This is a genomic window from Agrobacterium sp. LY4, from assembly GCF_001526585.1.
Taxonomy (GTDB): Bacteria; Pseudomonadota; Alphaproteobacteria; order Rhizobiales; family Rhizobiaceae; genus Agrobacterium; species Agrobacterium leguminum.
This window is the reverse complement of sequence record NZ_ASYA01000004.1, coordinates 13,034-37,011: the sequence shown is the minus strand read 5'-3', so window position 1 is coordinate 37,011 and position 23,978 is coordinate 13,034. Positions and strand designations below refer to the sequence as shown.

Genomic DNA, 23,978 nt, shown 5'->3' with positions numbered 1-23,978 from the left:
GGAGGTGGGAAACATCGCGCACCACCGCAAACACCGCGATTGCCGTATCAGATTACCTTTCTGTCGTGTACTGTGGCAAGGATTTACGGGAAATGCTCTAACCATTTGTTTTCACGAATTTTCCCGACGTAAAAGCGATTCCGCTTTACGGGAAATGCTCCAGGGCCATCCGTCGGCCTCGCATTCAGGGTCGCTCGCTGCCCTAACGCTTCTTTTTGCCCTTTGGGCGAAAATCGACAAGAAGCGACTTCAGTTCGATATCGCGAACGCGCCTTGCCGCCTCATCCGGGCGCACCCATTCCAGCAGGCGTTCCCCGCGTTCCTTGAAACTGGTTTCCGCCTCTGTCACCTCTATCTGGAACACATCGACCATGCAGGGTACGACATCGCCATTGTCGAGCATCTTGAGATAGGTATAGCGGCCAACCGCATTCTTTTTCACCCGGCCCCGCACGCCGGCCTCCTCCCACGCCTCGATTGCCGCCGCCTCGTGCGGCTTCTTGCGTTTCATCGGCCAGCCGCGCGGAATGATCCAGCGTCCGCTGGTACGGGACGTTACGAGGAGGATTTCGACATCCTCGCCATTGCCGGCATAACGGAAACAGAGCGCGGCATATTGCTGCCGGAAAGCGCCTGTGAAGAGCTTTTCCGGAACCGCAGCAAGCTGCTGGAGCAATGTCAGTGCACGAGCCGGGCGGGTTTTCCGGCTTTTCTTGGTGGGTTTCATATCCGTTGATAGTGCTGATTTTCCGGGTTGCATCAATGCCCCGCGTGCATTTATGACAGTTTTATGACAATCACCCCACACAACTAATAAAGCGCCATTGAGGGCCAATTCGCATGATGAGTATTTTTCGCAAGCTGATGCCGCGCGAGGACCGTTTCTTCGACATGTTCAGCAAACATTCCGAAACCGTCATCAAAGCGGCCGAGGCCCTTGACCAACTATTGAGCGGCATCGACGTCGAGAAGAACTGCGACCTCATCGTCGCCCTTGAACACCAGGCGGACGACATCACCCGCGAGGTGCTGCTCGCCGTCAGGCGCAGCTTCATCACCCCCTTCGACCGCGGCGACATAAAGGATCTCATCCAGTCGATGGATGACGCCATCGACATGATGCACAAGACCGTCAAGACCATCCGTCTTTTCGAGCAAACGGAATTCGATCCGCTCATGAAGGAAATGGGCCATGAGATCGTGCGCGCAGCCGGCCTCATCGCGGAAGCCATTCCGCTTCTCAACAAGGTCGGCACGAATGCGCATCGCCTGTCATCCATCGCCGAAGAGGTGACCCGCGTTGAAGGCCGCTCCGACGAACTTCACGATCTGGGTCTCAAGGACCTCTTCCGCCGCCACGGCGCAAGCGGCAATGCCATGGCCTATATGATCGGCAGCGAGATCTACGGCGAACTCGAAAAGGTCGTCGACCGCTTCGAGGATGTGGCCAACGAGATCAGCGGCATCGTTATCGAGAACGTCTGATGGATGTCGCACTTGCCCTGCCGCTGCTAATCGGCCTTATCGCCATCGCGCTGTTCTTCGATTTTCTGAATGGTCTGCACGATGCCGCCAATTCCATCGCCACCATCGTCTCCACCCGTGTGCTGCGCCCGCAATATGCGGTCGCCTGGGCGGCCTTCTTCAACTTCATCGCCTTCCTGTTCTTCGGCCTGCATGTGGCCGAAACGCTCGGCACCGGCATCATCGATCCGGCCATCGTATCGCCGCAGGTGATCTTCGCGGCGCTGATCGGCGCCATCGTCTGGAACATCGTCACCTGGATTTTCGGCATTCCCTCCAGCTCGTCGCACGCGCTGATCGGCGGGCTCGTCGGTGCTGGATTTGCGAAGGTGGGTTTCAATTCCGTCGTCTGGTCGGGCCTGCTGAAAACCGTGGGCGCCATCTTCATGTCGCCGGCCATCGGCTTCTTCCTCGCCCTGCTTCTGGTGCTCACCGTCTCCTGGCTGTTCGTGCGGCAGACGCCCTTTGCCGTAGACCGCACCTTCCGCGTGATGCAATTCATCTCCGCCTCGCTTTATTCGCTGGGACACGGCGGCAACGACGCGCAGAAGACCATGGGCATCATTGCCGTGCTGCTCTTCAGCCAGGGACATCTGGGCGAGAGCTTCTACGTGCCCTTCTGGGTGGTGATTTCCTGCCAGTCGGCCATGGCGCTCGGCACGCTGTTCGGCGGCTGGCGCATCGTCCATACGATGGGATCGAAAATCACCCGGCTCAATCCGATGCAGGGTTTCTGCGCCGAAACCGGCGGTGCGCTGACGCTGTTCGGTGCGACATGGCTCGGCATTCCGGTCTCGACCACCCACACGATCACCGGCGCCATCGTCGGTGTCGGCGCTGCCCGCCGCGTCTCGGCGGTGCGCTGGGGCCTTGCCGGCAACATCGTCATCGCCTGGATCGTGACCATGCCGGCGGCTGCGCTGATCTCCGCCGCGGTTTACGGGCTGACGTCGCTGTTCGGCTGACAGCTCCATCCCTGCCCCGATTTGCCGCTCCTCCCGGAACAAAAGCCACCCCGTGGCTGTTGTTCCGGGGGACCAATGCGGATCGCGGACATGGCACGACAGGTTTTCTGGAAGGGTTATCTCAAGCTGTCGCTGGTGACGGCCTCCGTCTCGCTGACGCCCGCGACGACGGAAGGCAACAAATACACCTTCCACATCCTCAATCGCAAAACCGGCAATCGCGTCGAAAGCCGTTATGTCGACAGCATTACCCACCGACCGGTCGCTGCCAAAAACCAGGTAAAAGGTTTTCCCCGCGCCGAGGACGATTACGTTCTGCTGGAGGATGACGAGATCGATGCGGTGGCGCTGGAAAGCACCCGCACCATCGATATCAAGACCTTTGTGCCAAAAGGATCGATTGACTGGATCTGGTACGACCGTCCGCATTTTCTGCGCCCGGAAGACAAGATCGGCACCGAAGCCTTCAGCGTCATTCGCGAAGCCATGAAGGTGAACGATGTTTTCGGCATCGCGCGTCTGGTGATCTACCGTCGTGAAAGGGCTGTGCTCCTCGAACCGTCGGGGAAAGGCATCATCCTGTGGACGCTGCATTATGGCGAAGAGGTGCGCGAAAGCATCGACGCGCTGGAGCCGAAGATGAAAATCGACCGGCCGCTGCTGGACGCCATGGAAAAACGCATCGGCAAACAGGTGACGGGTTGGAAGCCGGCTTTGGTGCAGGACCCCATTCAGAAGAAGATCAAGTTCCTGCTTAAGACCAAGGGCGACGAGGTCTCCTCCTCGAAAAAGAAAACCGGCACGAAGGCCCGCACCGGCGGCAATGTCATCAACATCATGGACGCCCTGAAGAAAAGCCTTGCTTCCGAAAAGAGAAGCTGAGGCTCGATGCCTTCAGCGGGCCTTTTTCGGAAGCGGCTCGGCAGCAGCAAAAAATCCATCCCACGGGTCTTTTTTCAGCGCGGAAAGACGCGCACCGATATTGTTGACGGTGAAATGGGCCGGGCCGATCTCGGCAGTGAGTTCCGACCATTCGAGCGGTGCTGAAACGGCGGCTCCCGGCCGGGCACGGGTCGAATAGGCCGCAACCGCCGTATTGCCCCTGCCATTGCGCAGATAGTCGATGAAAATGCGGCCCTGCCGTTTCGCCTTTGTGGCGACGGAGAGATATTTCTCCGGCTCGGCCTTCGACATATCTGCCGCCATGGCCTTGGTGAAGGCCTTGACCGGAGCCCAGCCCGCCTGCGGCTTCAAGGGCGCGACAACATGCAGGCCCTTGCCGCCAGAGGTCTTGACGAAAGCGGCAAGCCCGGCTTCCTCGAAACGCCGCTTCAGCTCCAGCGCCGCTTCGATCACCTCTTCCCACGCCACATCCTCGCCGGGGTCGATATCCATGGTGATCATGTCCGGCTTTTCCCAATTGGCAGTGGTCGCGCCCCATGGGTGGATTTCGAGCGCGGCGGATTGCACGAGCGCCATCAGGCCATCGAAATCGGTGATGTGGATCAGTGGTTCACCGCCCTTGTCCTTGGGATCCTTGATTTGCTCGACGGCCTTGTTGATGCCGCGCCAGGCGTGTTTCTGGAAGAATCGCTGCCCCTCTATGCCCTCCGGGCAGCGCAACAATGCCAGCGGCCGGTTAACGACAAAGGGCGCCATGTGCCGCCAGACCTGCGCATAATAGTCGGCAAGCCCCTCCTTCGTCACGCCGTCCTCCGGCCAATAAAGCCGGTCCGGATGGGTGAACTTGATCTTCGATTGCGCGCCTGGATATCAGACACGGCCTTCTCCTCGCGTTCGATTTCTGCTGCGGGCTTGTCTTCGCGCAACCCCCGGAAGGAGGCGTGACGCAGATTGCCATCTCCAGACCATGCACGAAACTCCACTTCCGCCACCAGTTCCGGCCTGACGAAATGAAGATCGCGGCGGGCACGCGCGGTGAGTTTCTCACCGAACGGGCTTTCCTTGCGCTCAAGCGGCTTCAGGCGGCCAAGCAGCATCTCCGCCACTTCACCCGTATAACCTGTCCCGACACGGCCGACATGGCGCAGCTTGCCATTTTCATAAACGCAAAGCGCCAGCGATCCGATGGCATGGTCGGATGTGGAAGAGACGGTATACCCCCCGATGACGAATTCCTGTCGCATCGAGCATTTGGATTTTACCCATTCGCCCTTGCGGCCCGAAACATATTTGCTGTTCCTGACTTTGGAAATGACACCCTCGAGGCTGAGCCGACAGGCATGGTCCAGAACAAGCGCGCCGCTTTCCTCAAAATGCTGGCTGTAACGGAGATGGGGGTCACCCGCCGGCAGCAACTTTTCGAGCAGCGCCTTTCGCTCGCTCAGTGCCGCACCGCGCAGATCGCTGCCATCGAGGTAAAGAAGGTCGAAGGCATAGAATACGAAGCGGTCGCTGCGCCCTTCGCTCAGATCCTGCTGCAAGGCAGAGAAATCGGAGGCGCCGTTATCCCGTTCGACGACGATTTCGCCATCGATCAACACCGTTTCCACCGGCAGCGCCCTGAGCGCTCCTGTCACGGCCCGGCCGAATTTCTCCGTCCAGTCCAGCCCGCTGCGGGTCAGCAGTTGAATTTTGCCCCGATCGACCCGCGCCTGCAGACGATAGCCGTCGAATTTGATTTCATGCAGCCAGCGAGAACCATCGGGCGGTTTCGGCTTGAGCGTGGCGAGCGCCGGCGGCACGAAAGATGGCATGGCCAGTTTGCGTGCGCCTTTTGGCAGCGCATGCGTCTGTTTCTTGCCCGACGTCGAAGCGGCGGCCTTTTTCGATACCGGCTTGGAATTCCAGGTATCCTTCGGTTTGGCTGCAACTTCCTCGACACTGCGCCCGGTCTTTACGGATTCCGGCCGTTCTTCGAGAATATCCGCGCCGCCCTTATGCCTCGCCTCCTCGTCATCGCCCTTGATAAGCAGCCAGTTCTCCCGGCTTTCTCCGGGCTTTCCGTGCATGCGTACCAGATGCCATCGGCCTTTGAGCTTTTCGCCGTCCAGTTCGAATTCCAGATGGCCTTTGCGATAACCTTTCCGGGCGTCGCCGATCGGATGCCAGGTGCCGCGATCCCAGACGATCACTGTGCCGCCGCCATATTGTCCTTTCGGGATGACGCCCTCGAAATCGCCATAGCTGAGCGGATGGTCCTCGACATGCACGGCAAGCCGCTTGTCCTCAGGATCGAGGCTAGGCCCGCGCGTCACCGCCCAGCTTTTCAGCACACCGTCCATTTCCAGCCGAAAATCATAATGCAGACGGCGGGCATCGTGTTTCTGTATCACGAAGCTAGAGCCCTGCTGTTCGGCCGTCGTCCCTTTGGGCTCCGGCGTCTTGTCGAAACTGCGCTTGGCGTTATAGGTCTGCAATCCCATGGATCAGCTCGCTTTCCGCGGTGCCTTCCGGCCCGCTGCCGTCGCCCTTTTTCTGCCGCCCGCTTCGGCCCCCGCGCTGCGACGCAGGGCCTCCTTGAGATCAATGATATTGTCTTCCTTGCGCGGCGGCGGCTTGGCGATTTCCCGGCCTTCGATCTTGGCTTTCACCAGTTCTGCGAGTGCGTCATTATACCGATCGCTATAGTCTGCCGGGTCAAATGTGCCCGCACGCTTTTCGATGATGTGACCGGCCAGCTCCAGCATTTCCTCATCGAACTCGATATCGGGGATCGACTTGAAGACGGATGTCTGCGAACGGACCTCGTAGCTAAAATTCAGCGTCGTAGCGACGAGAGCCTTACCGCTCGGACGGATCAGCAGGACACGGTTGCGGCGGAAAAGCACCGCTTCGCCGAGAGCTGCGACATTCTCGTCGTCCATTGCCCTGGCAAGAAGCGTCAGCGCCTCTTCGCCGTCCTCCCCGCTCGGCGCGAGATAATAGGACTTGTCGAAATAAAGCTTGTCGATCTCGTCACAGGGCAGGAAGCGCCTGATGCGGATGGCCTTGTCGCTTTCCGGCATCAGCTTCGCAATCTCGTCTCCCTCGATGACGATATGGTCGCCATTGTCGAGTTCGTATCCCTTGACCTGATCTTCGCGAAGAACCGCCTCGCCGGTGTTGCTGTCGACATATTGCCGCTCGACGCGGTGGCCGGTCTTGCGGTTGACGATATTGAAGGAGATTTTCTCCGCCGAGGTCAGTGCGGAATAAAGGCCGACTTCGCAGTTGAAATCGGCAAACGCCAGATGGCCTCTCCAGCTCGCTCTCCGGTTCATGTCCGTCGTCCCTCGTCATCGCTGCGGGAGGACATGTCTCCGCGTCGGCCCTTGGCCAGAATGCGCTCGATGGCGGGCACATCCGCCTCCGCCAGAACCGGCACCGGGTCGGACGCCATGGCTTCCAGCACCTCCGGCGACAGCCCGCCATTGCGGATAACCCATTCCATGGCCTCACGGGTCTGACGCTCCGCTTTCAACTGCGCATAAAGCGCCAGTATCAGCCGGTCGCGAACATCGAAGCTCTTCAAACTTCTGTCGGAACGTTCTGCCTGCCGTTTCATCTCGAAATCCTCAAAGGCCCATCCGGCATTGGCGGACATCGCCTCAGGCAATGCCCCTGCCGCCGGTCACGCCATAAACCTCGCCATTGATGAAGCTCGCATCCTGCGATGCCAGCAGCACATAGACGGGCGCCAGTTCCACCGGCTGTCCCGGGCGGCCGAAATCGCTGTCCTTGCCGAAATTCTTCACCTTCTCGTCCGGCTGGCCGCCGCTCGGCTGAAGAACCGTCCAGAACGGGCCGGGAGCGACGGAATTGGCGCGCACACCCTTTTCGATAAGCTGCTTTGCAAGCGCTTTCGTATAGGCGACGATACCGGCTTTGGTGGTGGCGTAGTCCAGCAGGATTGCGGAGGGCTCATAGGCCTGTATCGACGCCGTGGTAATTACCGACGACCCCGGCTTGAGGTGAGGAACCGCCGCCTGCGCAATCCAGTGCAGCGCATAAAGATTGGTCTTCATGGTGCGGTCGAAATCGTCGGTCGACAGTTCTTCTATATCGTCGCGATATTGCTGCCTTGCCGCGTTGATGACCAGAATATCCAGCCCATCGAGATCACCGGCCGCTTTCTCGACCAGTTCGCAGCACCAGGCCTCGTCGGTAATATCGCCGGGCAGCGCGACCGCCACGCGGCCTTCCGCCTCAATGAGCGCCACGACTTCCTCCGCGTCGGATTCTTCTTCCGGAAGATAGGAGATCGCCACATCCGCGCCTTCCCTTGCAAAAGCGATGGCGACCGCACGGCCAATGCCTGAATCGCCGCCGGTTATCAGCGCCTTGCGCCCTGCTAGCTTGCCGGTGCCGCGATAGGTCTTTTCACCATGGTCCGGGAAAGGCGTCATATTCGTCACCAGACCTGGCATTTCCTGGGTTGGGGTCGAAAAAGGCGGGCGCGGATACTGGCTGCGCGGGTCCTGTGGCTCGAGGCGGTCTGTCATCGCGGTCTCTCCCATAGATAGATGTCCATCCGTGGCGCATTCGCTGACACAGCAGGCATATCGCCCGGTCGGGCTGACAGCGGCATGGACGCGCCACACGCTAACCTAACGATCTGCCTTGGCTCTCGTTCCATCGGAGATGGGAAAGGAGGGCGACGACACCATTGTGCCGCCGCATCTCTTATCAAACGGAATGTTTCTTCCGTGTGGTGGCGCTGACGACCTGAGCGGGCGCGACATCCGGTTTGCCGAAGAGATAACCCTGCGCCTGCGCGCAGCCCTCGTCGACCACCATGCGGTATTGCGCATCCGTTTCAATTCCCTCCGCCGTCACCGGCAGATCGAGGCTGCGGCCGAGGCCGATCACCGCGCGCACGATGGCGCGGGCATTGTCATCGTCGCTCATGGCGGCGATGAAGCTGCGGTCGATCTTGATCTTGTCGAAGGGGAAGCTCTGCAGGTTGCTGAGCGAGGAATAACCGGTGCCGAAATCGTCCATGACGATGGCGACGCCGAGCGCCTTCAACTGGTTGAGGATGATCAATGTCGCCCTTCGGTCTTTCAGAAGCGCGGCTTCGGTGATTTCCAGTTCCAGCCGGTTGGGCGAAAGTCCGGTCTGCATCAGCACGGTGCAGACGACATGACCGAGATTGGCCAGCGAAAACTGCAATGGCGAAACGTTCACCGCGATCTTCAGGTGCGGTGCCCAGCCGGCCGCCTGACGGCAGGCCTCGCGCAGCACCCATTCGCCGAGCGAGATGATGATACCGCTCTCTTCGGCAATCGGAATAAAAACATCCGGCGGCACCACGCCCCGTGTCGGGTGCTGCCAGCGAACCAGCGCCTCGTAACCCACGACCTGGCCGCATTCGACTGACAGCACCGGCTGATAATTCAACAGCAACTCGTTGCGATTGATGGCAAGCCGCAGATCCGTTTCGAGCTGGCGGCGTTCGCGCGCCTCCTGATCCATCACCGGGTCGTAGAAGGCCAATATGCCGCGCCCGCCCATCTTGGCGCGGTAGAGCGCCAGATCGGCGGCGTGCATGATGCTTTCATCGTCCTTCCCGTCCCGCGGGAAGACGGCGATGCCGATGCTGACGCCAACGGAGGTCGGATCGTTGGCAACATTCATCTTCAGCGCAAACATGCCAAGGATCGTCTCAGCCAGCAGGCGCGCCTCTTCCGCCCTTGTATGCCGGGTAGTCAGGATGACGAATTCATCGCCGCCGAGACGGGCGACCACATCGCCTGCCCTTGCGCATTCATCGAGAATGGCGGCGACCTTTTTCAGGACGCGATCCCCCTCGGCATGGCCGAATATGTCGTTGACCGCCTTGAACCGGTCGAGGTCGAGCGCCAGCAGCGCGAATTCGTCCTCCTCGTCGCAATGCTCGATCTGCTGGTGAAGACGGGTTTGAAACATGGTGCGGTTGGAAAGGCCCGTCAGGACGTCGTGGCGGGCGAGATATTCGATTTCCCGCTGCGCTTCGCGCTTTTCCGTCAGGTCGCGAATGGCCATCACCTCGCAGGGGCGGCCGCGATATTCGATCGTTCGTACGCCGAGTTCGAATATCTGCGCCTGCCCGGCGCGCTCGTGCACCGCCTCCACCGGTGCATGGCGCGGCAGATAGACGGGTTGTCCGTCGATGGCCTTGAAGAGATCGTCGGGGTTTTGTCCGACCAGCGACGCTTCTTCCCGGCCCAGAAGGCCGGCAAAACGGGTGTTAAGCTCCACGATCCGCCCATCGCGAACGACGGCGAGACCATCGAGCGTCGCATCCACAAGACCCTTGAGATCGACAAGGTAACGATCCACAAGAGCAGCGGCGGCGGTGGTGGACAGGATCAGGAACGTGACGCCGGAAATGGCGCAGATCATGATCAGCCGGGCGACATTGTCGGGATCAGGCCCCGATACGGACGGATCCGGCGAAAGCACCGTGGCCGACATGGCCGTGAAATGCAGCGCGCAGATCGCGAAAATCGCCGATCCAGCCGGCGCGGCGATGCGCTGCCAGGAGCCGAGGCGGCGAAAAAGGAAAAAGGCGAGGAGAAAAAACGCCCAGGCAACCGCAAAACCACCCAGCACCGGCCCCCACCGATAGCTGATCGTGGCGGCGACATCCATTCCCGCCATGCCGACGAAATGCATGACAGCAACCGACAGCGTGACCAGCGTGCCGGCGATCGCAGGGCTGTAAGCGGCCTGCGAACGGCTGGTGAGCGCCAGCCAGAAACCGAAAACTGCAAGAACCGCCGAAAACGCCGTGAAGGCGAAATCATAACCGATCGGGACCGCGCCCTTATAGGCGAGCATGGCGACGAAATGCGTGGCCCAGACGCTGAGCCCTCCGGCAAAGGCGGCAACCAGCACCCAATAGGGCTTGCGGCCAGCCGGACTTTCCTCCGCGCGCAATAAAAGATGAAAAAAAGCAAACATGCCAAGCAGGCAGATAACAGCCGCAAGAAGCACGACCGCCCGGTCGTGTTGTACGACAACGCATTCCAGAACCGTGAACATGACGCACTCTCCCAGCCTCTGAAGAACCGCTCACGGTGGCACTATGGGAGTGGTTTATTTATAAATCTCTAATGCAACTATTGATAAATGGAACGATCTGTCCTGCAACGTACAGAAAGGAACGGGCCGCACGCGGCAGCCCGTAAGCTTTTTCGCACGCGGCCCGACCGGAACTATAGGAAAAGCCGTTTATTTCCAGCTTCGATAATCGGCTGCGGTGCATCCGAAAGGCGCCGGGCCATCGGAGAAACGCTCCTGCAGACGGGCGCATCCCCACTCGTTAATTGCTGCGGGCATCATGTTGTTGAGGTCCATGCCGGGCGAGTTGAACTGCGACGGGGCGCTGGTGACGTACCACAGCCAGTAACCGATAACCGCGACGACGATGACGGCCACGATGGCAACGAAAGTCCCCAGTCTGCGCAGGAGGCTCGGCCCTTTCGCACTCGTCGCACCCGGAGCCGAGGCGCCCTCCGGTGTCTGGTTCGCAAGCATCGGGGCAAGCGATGCGAGAGCCTCCGCCCTTTCCTGCTCCGATAGCTCGATCCGCTCCAGCCGGTCGTCGAGCAGAACCGGCAGCGCGGTGTTGCCGTGCCAGACTGCCAGCGCAACATCGTGTTTTCCGTTATGGCCAACGACGACCGGGATTCGCCCCCTCTCCAGATGGGTGAAGGACTGCCGCTTGGTCTTGTCTTCTCTGACCGTATCGGCATAGGTGACGAAGAGACGGCTGCGTTTTTCGGCAACCGCCGTCAGCGCCACCGGAATGACGGTCAACGGTGCGGGCTTGCGCAGCTGCAGGCGAACCCGCAGGACACGGATAAGCGTGAACAGCATCGCCAAACTGCCGAAACCGAGCAGGGCAACGAACACGCCGAGCGTGATGATGCGGTTCCAGAGCATGTCGAGGCCCAGCGAAATCGTAGCGAGTTCCGGGTTCTTCGCGGAGATGACCAGTCCGGTTTCATAATCGCCGGAATGGAAATCGACGAACATGACCTCGACATCCTTCTTGTAGCTCACGCCCGCATGGTCATAGGAAAGATCCGCCTCACAGGTCGTGAAGATCGCCTTGCGCGTCTTGCAGCTACCGCTGATATCGCCGTTTTCAATCTCCAGCGGATCTTTGCTGATCTGATAGTCGCGCAATATGCCCGGACCTTCGGCGACGAGCATGACGGCCGTGATGACCAGAAGCACCGGAATGGAAAAATAATAGGCTGCCGGCACTGAAATGACGCCACGTTTGAGGCTCAGCGGCCGAGACGGAAGTTTTATCTGTGCAAGGTTCATGGTCATCAACGCATTCTTCGGGAGGTGGGTGAGCGGAGTTCACGACTCTCGCCCGATGGAAGGAATAGTCATCGGTCGGTCTAAACCGATGAAGTCCTTGAGAAAACCCCCTGAAATTACTGGATGGCGTGCGACAGCCACCTGCTGCGACTAGTTTCCTGTCCGCGAAGAGCCGGAGGAGCGTCATGGAGGACGCTTTCAGGGGTACGGACCTAACCGCCGATAAAAAAACGGGCGGTAAAACCGCCCGTCGCAGGTTCCAAAAACTATAGTTCGCCCTTAGTCCTTCGTGACCTTTTCCAGCCGGGTCGTCTGGCTGGGATGGCCCACATAATCCTTCACGCGCGCATTCAGCACGATCGGCTCGAACCTCTCGAACATCGGCAGCACCGCCGGCTTCTGGGCGACGAACATTTCCTGCATCTGGGTGTAGATTTCTCCGCGCTTCTTGGCGTCCGGCTCCAGCGAAGCCTTTGCCGTGAGCGCCGTCAGTTCCGGAATGTCCCAGGCCGAGCGCCAGACGAAATTGCCGGCGTTGTTGGCGGCCAGCGAATTGTCGGGGTTGCTGGAGAATTGCTCCATGGAGCCCAGCACATTCGGCATATAGGCGCCGGTCTGCGGAATGAGCAGATCGAAATCCCGCGCACGGTGGGCGGCGATCACGTCCGAACCGTTACCCTGCTGGATATTGACCTTGATGCCGATCTGGCTGAGCGATGCCTGGATCGCGGTGGCAAGGTCGATGCGCGGCGTTTGCGCGATCGTCTTCAGATTAAGCGTGAAGCCGTTCTCATAACCGGCCTCCTTGAGGAGCGCCTTTGCCTTCTCCACATCGAGCTTCCAGTCCGGGCTCGGAATGGCGTATTCGAAGTTTTCCGGCACCGGCACCGTGCGCGCCCGGCCATAGGGGCCCATGATAGTCTTTTCCATGCCCTTGTAGTCGATGCCATAGGCAATCGCTTCGCGGACCTTGGGGTTGGACAAAGGTTCCTTGCCGGCATTCATGGACAGGACGTAAAAGCCGCCCGTCGGCACGCGCTGGATCTGGAAGCCTTCCTTGTTGTTGAAGGTTGCAAGGTCGGCAGCCGTCAGCGCACTGGCGATGTCGATATCGCCACGCTCCAGCATCAGGCGCTCCACCTGGCTTTCCGGCACATGCCGCACGATGACGCGGCGCATTTTCGGGCTACCGGCCACATAATTCTTGTTGGCCTCGAGAATAATGATTTCATTCGGTGACCAGCGATTGAGCGTAAAGGGACCGGAACCGGCGGAATTGGTTCTCAGCCAGCCATTGCCCCAGTCGCCACTGCTTTCATGCGACTTGAGCTCCTTGCTGTCGACGACGCTGGCGATGACCATGGCCAGACGGTAAAGGAGCAGCTCGGACGTGGTTTCGCCGGAAAGATCGATGCGTACCGTTTTTTCATCCGGCGCGCTCACCAGCTTGTCGACATTATCGGCGTTATAACCAACGCGCTTGAGGTTGGCTGCGGCCGCCTGGTTCATCTTCAACAGCCGGCTGAGCGAATAGACGACATCTGCCGAGGTTACCGGATTGCCCGAGGCGAAATTGGCCTCGCGAAGATGGAAGGTGATGCCTTTGTCATCTATCTCCCAGCGCTCGGCAAGCTGCGGTGAAACCTTGCCCGAACCATCGACCGAAATCAGACGGTCATAGAGGTTGGACATGATTTCGTTGGCTTTTCCTTCGGTGGCCTGATGCGGATCAAGCGACAGCACCTGAGCCAGTGAGGTTCCGATGACAAGCTGGTCATTCGGTGTTTTGGCCACGGCCGGCGCTGCCTGCACCAGCATGGCGCCCAGGGCCGTGGTGAATGCGAGACGGATCAATGATTTTCTCATACCTGCTCCTCCTACAGATCGGTAATTCACGTTTGGGAAAAAAGCCCGCGACGCAGCGGGGCGTCGCGGGCCAGAACGGTCAAAGATGTTTGTTATCAAGCGCTTCTATCAAGGCGGCGATGTAGCCGTAGCAGAAGGCGAAAGCGACACCGACGGCATCGCGCCCGGCAATCGTCGGCACATGGTCTGGCATGATCATGTAGCGATAACCGAGTTCGTGATAGAGTTTCAGCGAACGCACCATGTCCATGTCGCCCTCATCGGGGAACGTCTCCATGAAGGAGAGTTTGCCGCCGCTGATATTGCGGAAATGGACGTTGAAGATCTTGTCGCGGCTGCCGAACCACCTGATGATGTCGTCGATTTCTTCACGCGGATTATCGAGCATCTCGCCGATCGACCCCTGGCAGAAATTCAGGCCATGATAGGGGCTCTCGCGCATCTGCACGAATTTCTTCAGCCCCTCGACCGTGCCGAGAACGCGGGTGACGCCCCTGTAGCCCGGCGGCGTATAGGGATCATGCGGATGACATGCCAGGCGCACGCGGTTGCTTTCGGCCACCGGTACCACACGCTCGAGGAAATAGTCGATGCGTTCCCAGTTCTCGTCTTCGGAAAGAACGCCAGCGAGACCCGGCGCTGCATCATGGTCCGCCTTGTCCCAGCGCCAGGCTTCATTGAGCGAGCCGCCGCGGCCGCGCTCCATTTCTGTGCGCGGAATGCCGATGAGGTTGAGATTGTATTTCGCAGCAGGGATTCCGGCCCTGGCGATATTCTCTATCATCGTGCAGACGGCATCGATCTGCCGGTCGCGATCAGGGCCGGCAAGCAGGATATCGGGATACGAAGCCTGTTCGATGGGCCGCGACGGCAGCGGCAATTGCACCATGTCGAGAACGAGGCCAAAGCTTTCGACCTTGTCACGGTGGCGCTCAAAGTCCTCGAAAGTCCAGCTCGCGGGCTTTCCGGGCGGATCCGCGTTGATATTTTTGACGCCGAGCTGCGCCCAAACCTTAAAATCCTCGTCATCGCGCGCAGCAACCTGGGTGCCGACATACATCGATTCTCTCCTCTCTCCATGCAAGTCATCATATGACATCGCATGAAATAAGATGAGTGTCGAGATGCTATTGCGCTTCTGACAGCAACCTGTATCGGCGCTGGCTCGCAAGCATATGTTCGCGCATGGCTTTTCGTGCCGCTTCCGGATCCTGTTCGACGATGGCGCGCAGAATTGCCTCGTGCTCGGCCTGCACTTTGCGAAGATAATTCGCATCACCGGTTTCCGGCAGCGTCGGGAACTGCCCGCGCGGTATGGAGCGCGAACCGAACTGACGCAGAGCCTCCAGATAGAAGCGGTTATTCGTGGCGATCGCGATGGCCGTGTGAAACTCGTAATCGGCATCGACGGTGGTTTCACGCGCATCGATGGCGCGGGCCATTTTCCGATGCGCCGCAGAGATTGCGGCCTCCTGCTGGGCGGTGCGGCGATAAGCGGCGATTGCCGCTGCCTCCCCTTCCGTTGCAAGCCGGAACTCCAGCATTTCCAGCGTTTCCGCGATGGTTCCGACTTCGGATTGCGTCAGTTTCACGCCGGCCCACTCACTGGCATTGCTGACAAAAACCCCCTTGCCCTGGATGGGAACGACATAGCCGGCGGAACGCAAATCCGCGATCGCCTCGCGAACCACGGTGCGGCTCACGCCGTAGCTGCGCTCAAGCTCCGGTTCGGTGGGAAGTTGATCACCGTTTTTCAGTTTTCCACTGCGAATTTCTGCGCTGAGATTATCGATGATCTGTTGTGCCCGCCTCTCCCGCGGCCTCGCTTTGTCGCCCATCATGCCACTCTTCCCTCTTGCAGAATACGAATCCCTTCGCTACTCATATGATGACACGGCCGCACATCATATGTTTTCATGTTAGCTCAGGGAGGAGTTGGGATGAAGTACCATCAAGAGTTTTTGCAAAGGAGAATTGCGCGTCTGCGGCGAGCAGTGCGCAAAGGCTCCACTGCCGACAGCGTTCTCACAGGGAAGTACGGCCAGCAATGACGGAAATCTCACTGCGCGGGCTTGGACATCGTTTTCTGCAACTGATCGTCAGCCTCTTCATCCTGCTCTGCATCACCTTCATCATCGGCCGGGTCATGCCGAGCGATCCGGTCGGGGCAATCGTCGGCGAACTTGCCGATCCCAAGGCCTATGAGGCCATGCGAGCGCGGCTGGGGCTCGACCTGCCGCTTTACCAGCAATTCTTCATCTATCTGCGCGGCCTGCTGCATGGCGATTTCGGCATTGCGATCCTGACCGGAAACCCCGTTACCCGCGATCTGGCGCAGGCTTTCCCCGCCACCTTCGAACTCGCCACGCTGGCGATCATCATCTCGACGGTCATCGGCGTCCCACTCGGTCTCGCCGCCGCCCTCTTCCGCGACACCTTCATCGACAAATTCGCGCGCGTGTTTGCGCTGGTAGGCCATTCGATACCGGTCTTCTGGTTCGGCATCGTCGGGCTGGTGATTTTCTACGCGAACCTCAACCTTGTCGCGGGGCCCGGCCGGGTCGACGTCTTCTACGAAGGCCTCGTGGAGCCGAAGACGGGATTGATGCTCGTCGACACCCTCCTTGCGGGCGAGACGGAAATCTTCTGGAATGCGCTTGGACACATCATCCTACCGGCGATCATCCTCGCCTATATGGCCATGGCCTATATTACCCGCATGACGAGGGCCTTCACCCTCGAACAGCTCAGCCAGGATTATGTCATCGCGGCGCGGGCCAAGGGTGTCAGCCCCGCGCGCACCATCACCCGCCATGTGCTGCCCAACATCGCCGTGCAGCTCATCACCGTTCTGGCGATCTCCTATGGCAACCTGCTGGAAGGCGCCGTGGTCACGGAGATCGTCTTCTCCTGGCCAGGCATCGGCCAATATATGACGAATGCACTGCTCATCGGCGACATGAATGCGATTCTGGCCGCCACAATCGTCATCGGCTTCATTTTCATGTTGCTCAACTTCCTCGCCGATCTGGCCTACACCACGCTCGATCCCCGTACACGGGAGGCCGCACGATGACCGATATCGCGCACAACAATACCGTTGATCGTCCCAGCGCCCTGTCGCGCATCTCGACCACCACCGCGCGGACACTTCGGAAGCTCGCGGACGAACCGCTTGGAATGTTCGGCTTTGCCATTCTGGCCATTCTGGTTCTGGTCGCCATTTTCGCACCGCTCATTGCGCCTTACGATCCTGCGCGCCAGGCGCTCGAAAACGCGCTTCAACCACCCAGCTGGACACATCTGGCCGGAACCGACGAATTCGGCCGCGATATTTTCAGCCGGCTCGTATACGGCACCCGCATCACCATCCAGACGGTACTGTCGGTCTCGGTCATCGTCGGTCCTATCGGCCTTGCTATTGGCGTGATGGCCGGTTTCTTCGGCGGACGAACCGACGCGATCCTGATGCGCGCGACCGATATCGTCCTGTCCTTCCCCTCGCTCGTGCTGGCGCTTGCCTTTGCGGCCGCCATGGGCGCCGGCCTCGGCACGGCGATCATTGCGATCTCGCTGACGGCCTGGCCGCCGATTGCGCGTCTTGCCCGGGCGGAAGCGCTTGTCGTGCGCAATACCGATTACGTCGCCGCCGCCCGTCTCTATGGCGCCTCGCCGCTGCGCATCCTGTTTCTGTACATTGCGCCGATGTGCATCCCCTCGGTCATCGTTCGCCTGACGCTGAACATGGCGGGCATCATCCTGACGGCCGCTTCACTCGGCTTCCTTGGTCTCGGAGCCCAGCCGCCGCTGCCGGAATGGGGCGCGATGATCTCCAGCGGCCGCAAGTTCATGCTCGACTACTGGTGGGTCGCCGTCATGCCCGGTATCGCCATCCTGCTGACGAGCCTTGCCTTCAACATCGCCGGCGATACGCTGCGCGACCTTCTGGATCCGCGTCATGCCCGTTCCTGATAGCTCCCCCATCCTTTCGGTCCGCGACCTCAATGTCCGTTTCGGCCGCAACACCATTCCAGCCGTGTCCAATGTCAATTTCGATGTCGGGCGCGAAAGGGTCGGCATCGTCGGTGAGTCCGGCTCGGGAAAATCCACCACCGGCCGGGCCGCCATGCGGCTCCTGCCGAAAAGCGCCACGGTGACGGCGGAGCGGATGGATTTCCTGTCCGAGCCGCTGCTCGAAAAATCCGAGCGGCAGATGGGCGCAATCCGCGGCAGCGACATGGCGCTTATCATGCAGGACCCGCGTTATTCGCTGAACCCGGTGCTGCCCATCGGAAAGCAGGTGGCGGAGGCCGCCGAACTGCATCTGGCGCTGACCGGAAAGGCAGCGAGAGGTGCAGCACGGGACATGTTGCTGCGCGTGCGCATCAACGATCCCGACCGCGTGATGGCGCTTTATCCGCACCAGATATCGGGCGGCATGGGACAGCGCGTGATGATCGCCATGATGCTGCTCGCAAAGCCCAAGCTGGTCATTGCCGACGAACCGACCTCGGCCCTCGATGTCAGCGTCCGCAAGGATGTGCTTTTGCTTCTGGACGAGATGGTGCGGGAGAATAATTCCGGCCTGATCCTCATCAGCCATGACATCCGCATGGTCGCGGCCTTCTGCGAACGCGTGCTGGTCATGTATGGAGGGCGCGTCGTGGAAACGCTGACGAAGCTGGAGGATGCGCAACATCCCTATACGCGGGGCCTGATCGCGGCGATGCCCGATCCCCGCAATCCGGTGCGGCGTCTCAAGGTGCTGGACCGTCAGGCCATCGATGCGGAGGTGATGCGATGATCACGGTAGACAAGCTCGACGTCGTCTATGGCGCGAAGGAAAACCGCAATCACGTCGTGCGCGGCGTCAGCCTCACGGTCAACAGGGGTGAAACGCTCGGCATCGTCGGCGAAAGCGGCTGCGGCAAGTCGACCTTGCTGCGGTCGCTGGCGGGGCTGGAGGCCGGCTGGACCGGCTCCATCAGCTTCAACGGCAAACCGGTGGGCAAGACCCGCAGTCGCGACGAACTGAAACTGGCGCAGATGGTGTTTCAAGACCCCTACGGTTCGCTGCACCCGCGCCACCGCATCGGCCGGGCGCTCGCCGAACCGATCCGCGCCATGGGACTTGGCGATGGCTGGTCGAAAGTGCCTGCCGCCCTGCAACAGGTTGGCCTGCCCGCACATTTCGCCGAGCGCTTCCCGCATGAACTTTCCGGTGGCCAGCGCCAACGCGTGGCAATCGCCCGCGCGCTGATCCTCGAACCGCCGATCCTGCTGCTCGACGAGCCGACATCCGCGCTCGACGTCTCCATTCAGGCGGAAATCCTGAACCTGCTTGCCGACCAGCGCGAAGAACGCGACCTCACCTTCGTTCTCGTCAGCCACGACCTCGCGGTCATCGCCCATATGTGCGACCGGGTGCTGGTCATGCAGAACGGCGATTTTGTCGATGAGCTGACCAAGGCCGACCTTGAAGCAGGCGTTACCCATTCGGCCTATTCAGGCGAGCTGTTCGAAAGCAGTTTCCTGTAACGATCACCGCCCGACGGCAACACCGGGCGGCCCATCCACGGCCGCCCCGCCTTCTCCCGTGGCGCAATTTCGGGGATTTCGCCTGCCCGGCAGCGGCCAATCGCAGGCAGGGGACGGGCGACCTTTTGGGCCGACAAATCTCACCACCGACTGCGCGCAAACCATCGGAACAATGCGTTCAGCATTTGTTCTGGATTGCTGTTTGAGTCTTTGCTAATCATTGCGACGACAGGGCAGACAATGGCCGGACATTCCGACGACTGCCATCTCTGAACAAGAAGGTTCTCACCCGTGAGGACAGGCAGGTTATCTAAGGATTGCTGGCATGGCGGTTGCCTATCTGGAAAAGCTCAACGAACAGCAGCGCAGGGCGGTGGAGCATGGCGTTGGGCTGGCAGACGGGCACACGGCTGGGCCGCTGCTGATCATCGCCGGGGCCGGTTCGGGCAAGACCAATACGCTCGCCCACCGTGTTGCGCATCTGATTGTGAATGGCGCCGATCCCCGCCGCATCCTGCTGATGACGTTTTCCAGACGTGCCGCCACGGAAATGTCGCGACGGGTCGAGCGTATCTGCAAACACGTTATCGGGGCGAATTCGGCAATCATGACAGACGCGTTGGCCTGGTCCGGCACGTTTCACGGCATCGGCGCGCGCCTGTTGCGCATCTATGCCGAGCAGATCGGGCTCAACATCGATTTCACCATCCACGACCGCGAGGATAGCGCCGACCTGATGAACCTCGCACGGCATGAGCTGGGCTTTTCCAAAAGCGAAAGCCGCTTTCCAACGAAGGGTACGTGTCTTGCGATCTATTCGCGCGTGGTGAATTCCCAGACGCCGCTCAAGGAGATATTGCGCCAGCATTATCCCTGGGTCGCCAACTGGGAGAGTGAACTGAAAGAGCTGTTCGCAGCCTATGTGGAGGCCAAGCAGGTCCAGAACGTGCTCGATTACGACGATCTTCTGCTCTACTGGGCCCAGATGGTGAGCGATCCCGTCCTTGCTGATGATATCGGCAACCGCTTCGACCATGTGATGGTCGACGAATATCAGGATACCAACCGGCTACAGGCCTCGGTGCTGATGGCGCTCAAACCCGGTGGCCGCGGGTTGACCGTGGTAGGTGACGATGCGCAATCGATCTATTCCTTCCGGGCAGCGACGGTGCGAAACATCCTCGATTTTCCGGCGTCCTTCAGCCCTGCTGCCGACATCATCACGCTTGACCGCAACTATCGCTCGACGCAGCCGATCCTTGCGGCCGCCAACGGCGTCATCGATCTGGCGCGCGAGCGGTTCACCAAGAACCTCTGGACCGAGCGGCAGTCGCTGGAGCGCCCGAAACTCGTGACGGTGAAGGACGAGACCGAACAGGCGAATTTCATCATCGACCAAATCCTCGCCAACCGCGAAACCGGCATGACGCTGAAACAGCAGGCCGTGCTGTTCCGCACCTCCAGCCATAGCGGCCCGCTCGAGGTGGAACTGACCCGCCGCAACATCCCCTTCGTCAAGTTTGGCGGTCTGAAATTCCTGGACAGCGCCCATGTGAAGGACATGCTGGCCGTGCTGCGCTTCGCGCAGAACCCACGCGACCGCGTCGCCGGTTTTCGGCTGCTGCAGATGCTGCCCGGCATCGGACCGAAGAAGGCCGGCAATATTCTCGATGCGATTGCGACAGACCCCGAGCCGCTGCTTGCCCTTGCCGAAATTCCGCCGCCGCCGAAGACCGGCGACGACTGGACAACCTTCACGCAAATGCTGGTGGGCCTGCGACAGGCGCCGAACGACTGGCCGGGCCAGATCGGGCAGGCGCGGCTGTGGTACGAACCGCATCTGGAACGCATCCATGAGGATGCGGACACCCGCAAGGCCGATTTGCTCCAGCTCGAGCAGATCGCCGGCGGCTACCCCTCACGCGAGCGCTTTCTGACCGAGCTGACGCTCGATCCGCCGGACGCCACCAGCGATCAGGCCGGCGTGCCGCTGCTTGACGAGGATTATCTCAGCCTCTCCACCATCCATTCGGCAAAAGGCCAGGAATGGCGTTCCGTCTTCATCCTGAATGTGGTCGACGGCTGCATTCCCTCCGATCTCGGGGTCGGCACCACGCAGGAACTGGAGGAAGAACGCCGGCTGCTTTATGTCGCCATGACGCGCGCCAAGGACAGTCTGTCGCTGATCACGCCGCAACGTTTCTTCACCGGCGGGCAGAGCCAGCAGGGCGACCGGCATGTCTACGCCGCAAGAACCCGCTTCATCCCGGCGACATTGCTGCAATTCTTCGAAACGGCAACCTGGCCACTGGTATCGGCTGCCGCTTCGGAGCGCAGCGCGCAGCAGATCCGCATCGATGTGGGTGCGCGGATGCGGGCCATGTGGAAATAAAGAGCGGGGCGTTCACCCCGCTCTCATTCGCGATTATTTTCCGGTCGACGCCGTTGTCAGAATTTCACACTGGCCGTAAGGCTGACGTTGAAGGGCTCACCCACGGCATTGGCATAGCTGGTGGAGCCGATGGACGAGGTGTAATAGGTCTTGTCGAAAATGTTCTTCAGATTGAGCTGCAGCGTCACCGGCTTTTCGAACTGAAGCGTGTAGGTGGCGAAGGCGTCGAAGACCGCATAGCCCGGCAGATTATAGGAATTGTCGTTGATGCCGGCGCGCTCACCCACCGCCCGCACACCGCCGCCGATGCGCAGCGTATTGCCGTTCGGACCGACCTCGCCGACATCATAGGCAAGGAAGAGCGAGCCGGTGTGGCGCGCCACATTCGGCAGGCGCTTGCCGGCATAGGTGGGATCTTCGAGCACGAGCGCATCCGTATAGGCATAGCTTGCGATGAGATCGAGATCGTCGGTCAGGCTGCCGGCAATATCGACCTCCACACCGCGCGAACGGACGAGGCCGGCGGCCTTCACCGTGGAGACGCCGCCGACATCTTCCGAATAGGCGACATTGCGCTTGCGGGCGTTGAACAGGGCGATATTGGCGTTGAGGCCGGCGAAGAGGTCGAATTTAGCGCCGACTTCGTAGGAAATGCCCTCTTCCGGATCGAGCCCGCCATAATTGGCGCCGATGGAGGATTGCGGGCGGAAGGTTTTGGCCACATTGGCATAAAGCGAGGCATTCGGTGTGAGCTTGTAGACGAGGCCGGCATTGGGAATGAGCTCGCCGCCATCCTTCTCGGTATTGACGACGAAGGGACGGCCCTTGCCGGCATAGATGTCGTAATATTGATAACGCAAACCACCGACTGCGATCCACTGATCGTTAAGATGCAGGGCGTCCTGCATATAGATCGAGGCGGTGGAAAGCTCTTCCGTCTGGTCGCTGTCGACCGCTCTCACCGTAGTGCAGACCGGCAGGCGGCCATAGACGGGATTGTTGACGTTGAAATTCGTGGAATTCGCGCATCGCAGCATGTCGGTGCGCAGGGTATCGCTGTAATCGTAGGACGCACCGAACAGAAGGTCGTTGCGCAGTCCGCCGATTTCAGCCTCGCCGGTCAGATCCGCCCGCACCGCGTGATTGTAGATCGTCGAATATTGCGTCGCATCGGCCCGTCGCGTCACCTGCCCGGTGCGGGAATTGTAGCCCATCACGCGCGCCTGATTGTCCGAATATTCGTTGCGGCTATAGGCGTAATTCAGCGACAGCTTCCAGTCATCGGAGAGTTGGCGGTCTATGGCGATGCTCGCCAGATCGGATTTGCCGTCGGTGATGTTGTAGGCTTCATCGAGACGGAGGCGGCGGCTGACATTGATCGCCTTGCCGGTCGCCGGATCGAAGATCGTGCCGCGATCGAACGGCACGCTGTAGTCCTCATGCATGTAGGAAACCGTAATATCGGTGTCCTCGCCGCTCCATTTCAGCGAAGGCGCGATCAGCCAGTTCTTCTTCTCACCGAAATTACGCCAGTAATCGCTGTTTTCCCCCTCGCCGATCAGGCGATAGGAAAAATCCGTACCCGCAATCGGGCCGGTCACATCGAAACCACCTGATGTACCGTACTTGCCCGCCCCATAGGCGGAAAAGCGCGAATAGGCCTCCGCAGTGAACGTGTCTTCCGGCTTCTTCGTCACGACATTCACCATGCCGCCGGGATCGAGGATACCATAAAGCGTGGAGGCAGGTCCCTTCAGAACTTCCACCCGCTCGACCGTATCGTTGAAGGAATGCGGCAGCGCCGTCTTCAACCCGTTGACGAGAATGGAGCCGTCGCGATTGTCGCCGAAACCGCGGCGGATGACGGCATCCTGCGTACCGCCGAGCGTATTTGCCTGGGTGACGCCGCTGACATTGGCCAGCGCTTCATCCAACGAGCGCGCCTGCTGATCGCGCAGCACCTCAGCCGTCACCACATTGACCGATTGCGGGATATCGAGGAGCGGCGTTTCGGTCCGTGTCGCCGTGCCCGTCGTCACTGGCTGATAACCGCGCGCGCCTTTTTTGACATCGGCATTGACGGTTATGGTTTCGAGCACCGTCGTTCCATCAGCATTTTTCTTCGGCGTAGCACTCTCCTGCGCGAAAGCAGGCAGGGCGACCCCGGCCAGAAGAAACGCCAGCAGCGCCCGCGAGCGCGCCCCAATGATCATCGAACCGTCATGCATCTGTCTTGTCCCCGGCTGTCCCAAATCGTCATCGCGACGATGCACCGCTCTTTCAATTGATGAATGTAGTAGTCAACTTTATTTCCGCCTCAGCGCGGCAAAACTTCGGCACAGAAAGGGTGCATTCGCGCTTTCTGGCGTGTCATTTCAGCCCATGACAGCCGCTTTTTGTTCAAATCGACCGGCAAAAACCGCTTTTTCGAA

18 protein-coding genes and 1 pseudogene are annotated in these 23,978 nt (G+C 60.1%); 8 read left to right on the top strand and 11 right to left on the bottom strand.

Annotated elements, in window-relative coordinates; all coding sequences use genetic code 11:
* Nucleotides 1–202 precede the first annotated feature (202 nt).
* On the bottom strand, nucleotides 203–727 hold the full coding sequence (locus L904_RS06365) for an NUDIX hydrolase (RefSeq protein ID WP_035261948.1): 525 nt from the start codon (nucleotides 725–727) through the stop codon (nucleotides 203–205).
* A 113-nt stretch (nucleotides 728–840) separates the two neighbouring features.
* On the opposite strand from L904_RS06365, the gene L904_RS06360 reads away from it, so the two are divergent.
* The 3 genes from L904_RS06360 to L904_RS06350 all read left to right on the top strand — a co-directional run bounded on the left by L904_RS06360 (nucleotide 841) and on the right by L904_RS06350 (nucleotide 3,371).
* Entirely contained in the window at nucleotides 841–1,485 is a 645-nt protein-coding gene (locus L904_RS06360) for a DUF47 domain-containing protein (RefSeq protein WP_003521774.1), read from the top strand.
* Complete coding sequence (locus tag L904_RS06355; RefSeq protein WP_020809302.1) at nucleotides 1,485–2,489, top strand: inorganic phosphate transporter; 1,005 nt, start codon at nucleotides 1,485–1,487, stop codon at nucleotides 2,487–2,489. Before L904_RS06360 ends, L904_RS06355 begins: the two co-directional genes overlap by 1 nt.
* A 90-nt stretch (nucleotides 2,490–2,579) precedes the next feature.
* Nucleotides 2,580–3,371, top strand: a complete 792-nt coding sequence (locus tag L904_RS06350) for a Ku protein (RefSeq protein WP_031233565.1) — start codon at nucleotides 2,580–2,582, stop codon at nucleotides 3,369–3,371.
* Between the two features lie 12 nt (nucleotides 3,372–3,383).
* Here the strand turns inward: L904_RS06350 and ligD are convergent.
* The 9 genes and pseudogenes from ligD to L904_RS06305 form a co-directional block, all read right to left on the bottom strand.
* Nucleotides 3,384–5,875 (bottom strand): annotated as a pseudogene (ligD, locus tag L904_RS06345) (DNA ligase D).
* 3 nt (nucleotides 5,876–5,878) lie between these two features.
* Nucleotides 5,879–6,712, bottom strand: coding sequence for a Ku protein (locus L904_RS06340; RefSeq protein WP_020809299.1), 834 nt, complete (start codon nucleotides 6,710–6,712; stop codon nucleotides 5,879–5,881).
* Nucleotides 6,709–6,996 carry a hypothetical protein gene (locus L904_RS06335; protein ID WP_031233563.1) on the bottom strand — a complete coding sequence of 96 codons (288 nt, stop codon included), beginning with the start codon at nucleotides 6,994–6,996 and terminating at the stop codon, nucleotides 6,709–6,711. The genes L904_RS06340 and L904_RS06335 overlap by 4 nt, the downstream gene beginning before the upstream one ends.
* A 43-nt stretch (nucleotides 6,997–7,039) precedes the next feature.
* The gene (locus tag L904_RS06330) at nucleotides 7,040–7,933 is read right to left on the bottom strand and encodes an SDR family oxidoreductase (protein ID WP_020809297.1); all 894 of its coding nucleotides are present in this window, start codon (nucleotides 7,931–7,933) and stop codon (nucleotides 7,040–7,042) included.
* A 184-nt stretch (nucleotides 7,934–8,117) separates the two neighbouring features.
* A complete protein-coding gene (locus L904_RS06325; RefSeq protein ID WP_020809296.1) occupies nucleotides 8,118–10,457 on the bottom strand; it encodes an EAL domain-containing protein in 2,340 nt (779 codons plus the stop codon).
* A gap of 189 nt (nucleotides 10,458–10,646) precedes the next feature.
* A complete protein-coding gene (locus L904_RS06320) occupies nucleotides 10,647–11,750 on the bottom strand; it encodes a hypothetical protein (protein WP_031233561.1) in 1,104 nt (367 codons plus the stop codon).
* Between the two features lie 279 nt (nucleotides 11,751–12,029).
* Nucleotides 12,030–13,568, bottom strand: a complete 1,539-nt coding sequence (locus L904_RS06315; protein ID WP_223215586.1) for an ABC transporter substrate-binding protein — start codon at nucleotides 13,566–13,568, stop codon at nucleotides 12,030–12,032.
* Nucleotides 13,569–13,695: 127 nt separating this feature from the next.
* Nucleotides 13,696–14,676 carry a mannonate dehydratase gene (locus tag L904_RS06310; RefSeq protein ID WP_003521785.1) on the bottom strand — a complete coding sequence of 327 codons (981 nt, stop codon included), beginning with the start codon at nucleotides 14,674–14,676 and terminating at the stop codon, nucleotides 13,696–13,698.
* 67 nt (nucleotides 14,677–14,743) lie between these two features.
* Nucleotides 14,744–15,457, bottom strand: coding sequence for a FadR/GntR family transcriptional regulator (locus L904_RS06305; RefSeq protein ID WP_003521787.1), 714 nt, complete (start codon nucleotides 15,455–15,457; stop codon nucleotides 14,744–14,746).
* A gap of 206 nt (nucleotides 15,458–15,663) precedes the next feature.
* On the opposite strand from L904_RS06305, the gene L904_RS06300 reads away from it, so the two are divergent.
* The 5 genes from L904_RS06300 (at nucleotide 15,664) to L904_RS06280 (ending at nucleotide 21,546) form a co-directional block, all read left to right on the top strand.
* Nucleotides 15,664–16,692, top strand: coding sequence for an ABC transporter permease (locus tag L904_RS06300; protein ID WP_020809293.1), 1,029 nt, complete (start codon nucleotides 15,664–15,666; stop codon nucleotides 16,690–16,692).
* Nucleotides 16,689–17,588, top strand: a complete 900-nt coding sequence (locus L904_RS06295; RefSeq protein ID WP_020809292.1) for an ABC transporter permease — start codon at nucleotides 16,689–16,691, stop codon at nucleotides 17,586–17,588. The genes L904_RS06300 and L904_RS06295 overlap by 4 nt, the downstream gene beginning before the upstream one ends.
* Nucleotides 17,575–18,420 (top strand): ABC transporter ATP-binding protein, encoded by an 846-nt coding sequence (locus tag L904_RS06290; RefSeq protein WP_020809291.1) that lies wholly within the window; start codon nucleotides 17,575–17,577, stop codon nucleotides 18,418–18,420. Before L904_RS06295 ends, L904_RS06290 begins: the two co-directional genes overlap by 14 nt.
* The gene (locus L904_RS06285; RefSeq protein ID WP_020809290.1) at nucleotides 18,417–19,154 is read left to right on the top strand and encodes an ABC transporter ATP-binding protein; all 738 of its coding nucleotides are present in this window, start codon (nucleotides 18,417–18,419) and stop codon (nucleotides 19,152–19,154) included. Before L904_RS06290 ends, L904_RS06285 begins: the two co-directional genes overlap by 4 nt.
* A 325-nt stretch (nucleotides 19,155–19,479) precedes the next feature.
* Nucleotides 19,480–21,546, top strand: a complete 2,067-nt coding sequence (locus L904_RS06280) for an ATP-dependent helicase (RefSeq protein ID WP_035260468.1) — start codon at nucleotides 19,480–19,482, stop codon at nucleotides 21,544–21,546.
* A 56-nt stretch (nucleotides 21,547–21,602) separates the two neighbouring features.
* Here the strand turns inward: L904_RS06280 and L904_RS06275 are convergent, their stop codons facing one another.
* Nucleotides 21,603–23,774 (bottom strand): TonB-dependent siderophore receptor, encoded by a 2,172-nt coding sequence (locus L904_RS06275; RefSeq protein WP_020809162.1) that lies wholly within the window; start codon nucleotides 23,772–23,774, stop codon nucleotides 21,603–21,605.
* Nucleotides 23,775–23,978 lie beyond the last annotated feature (204 nt).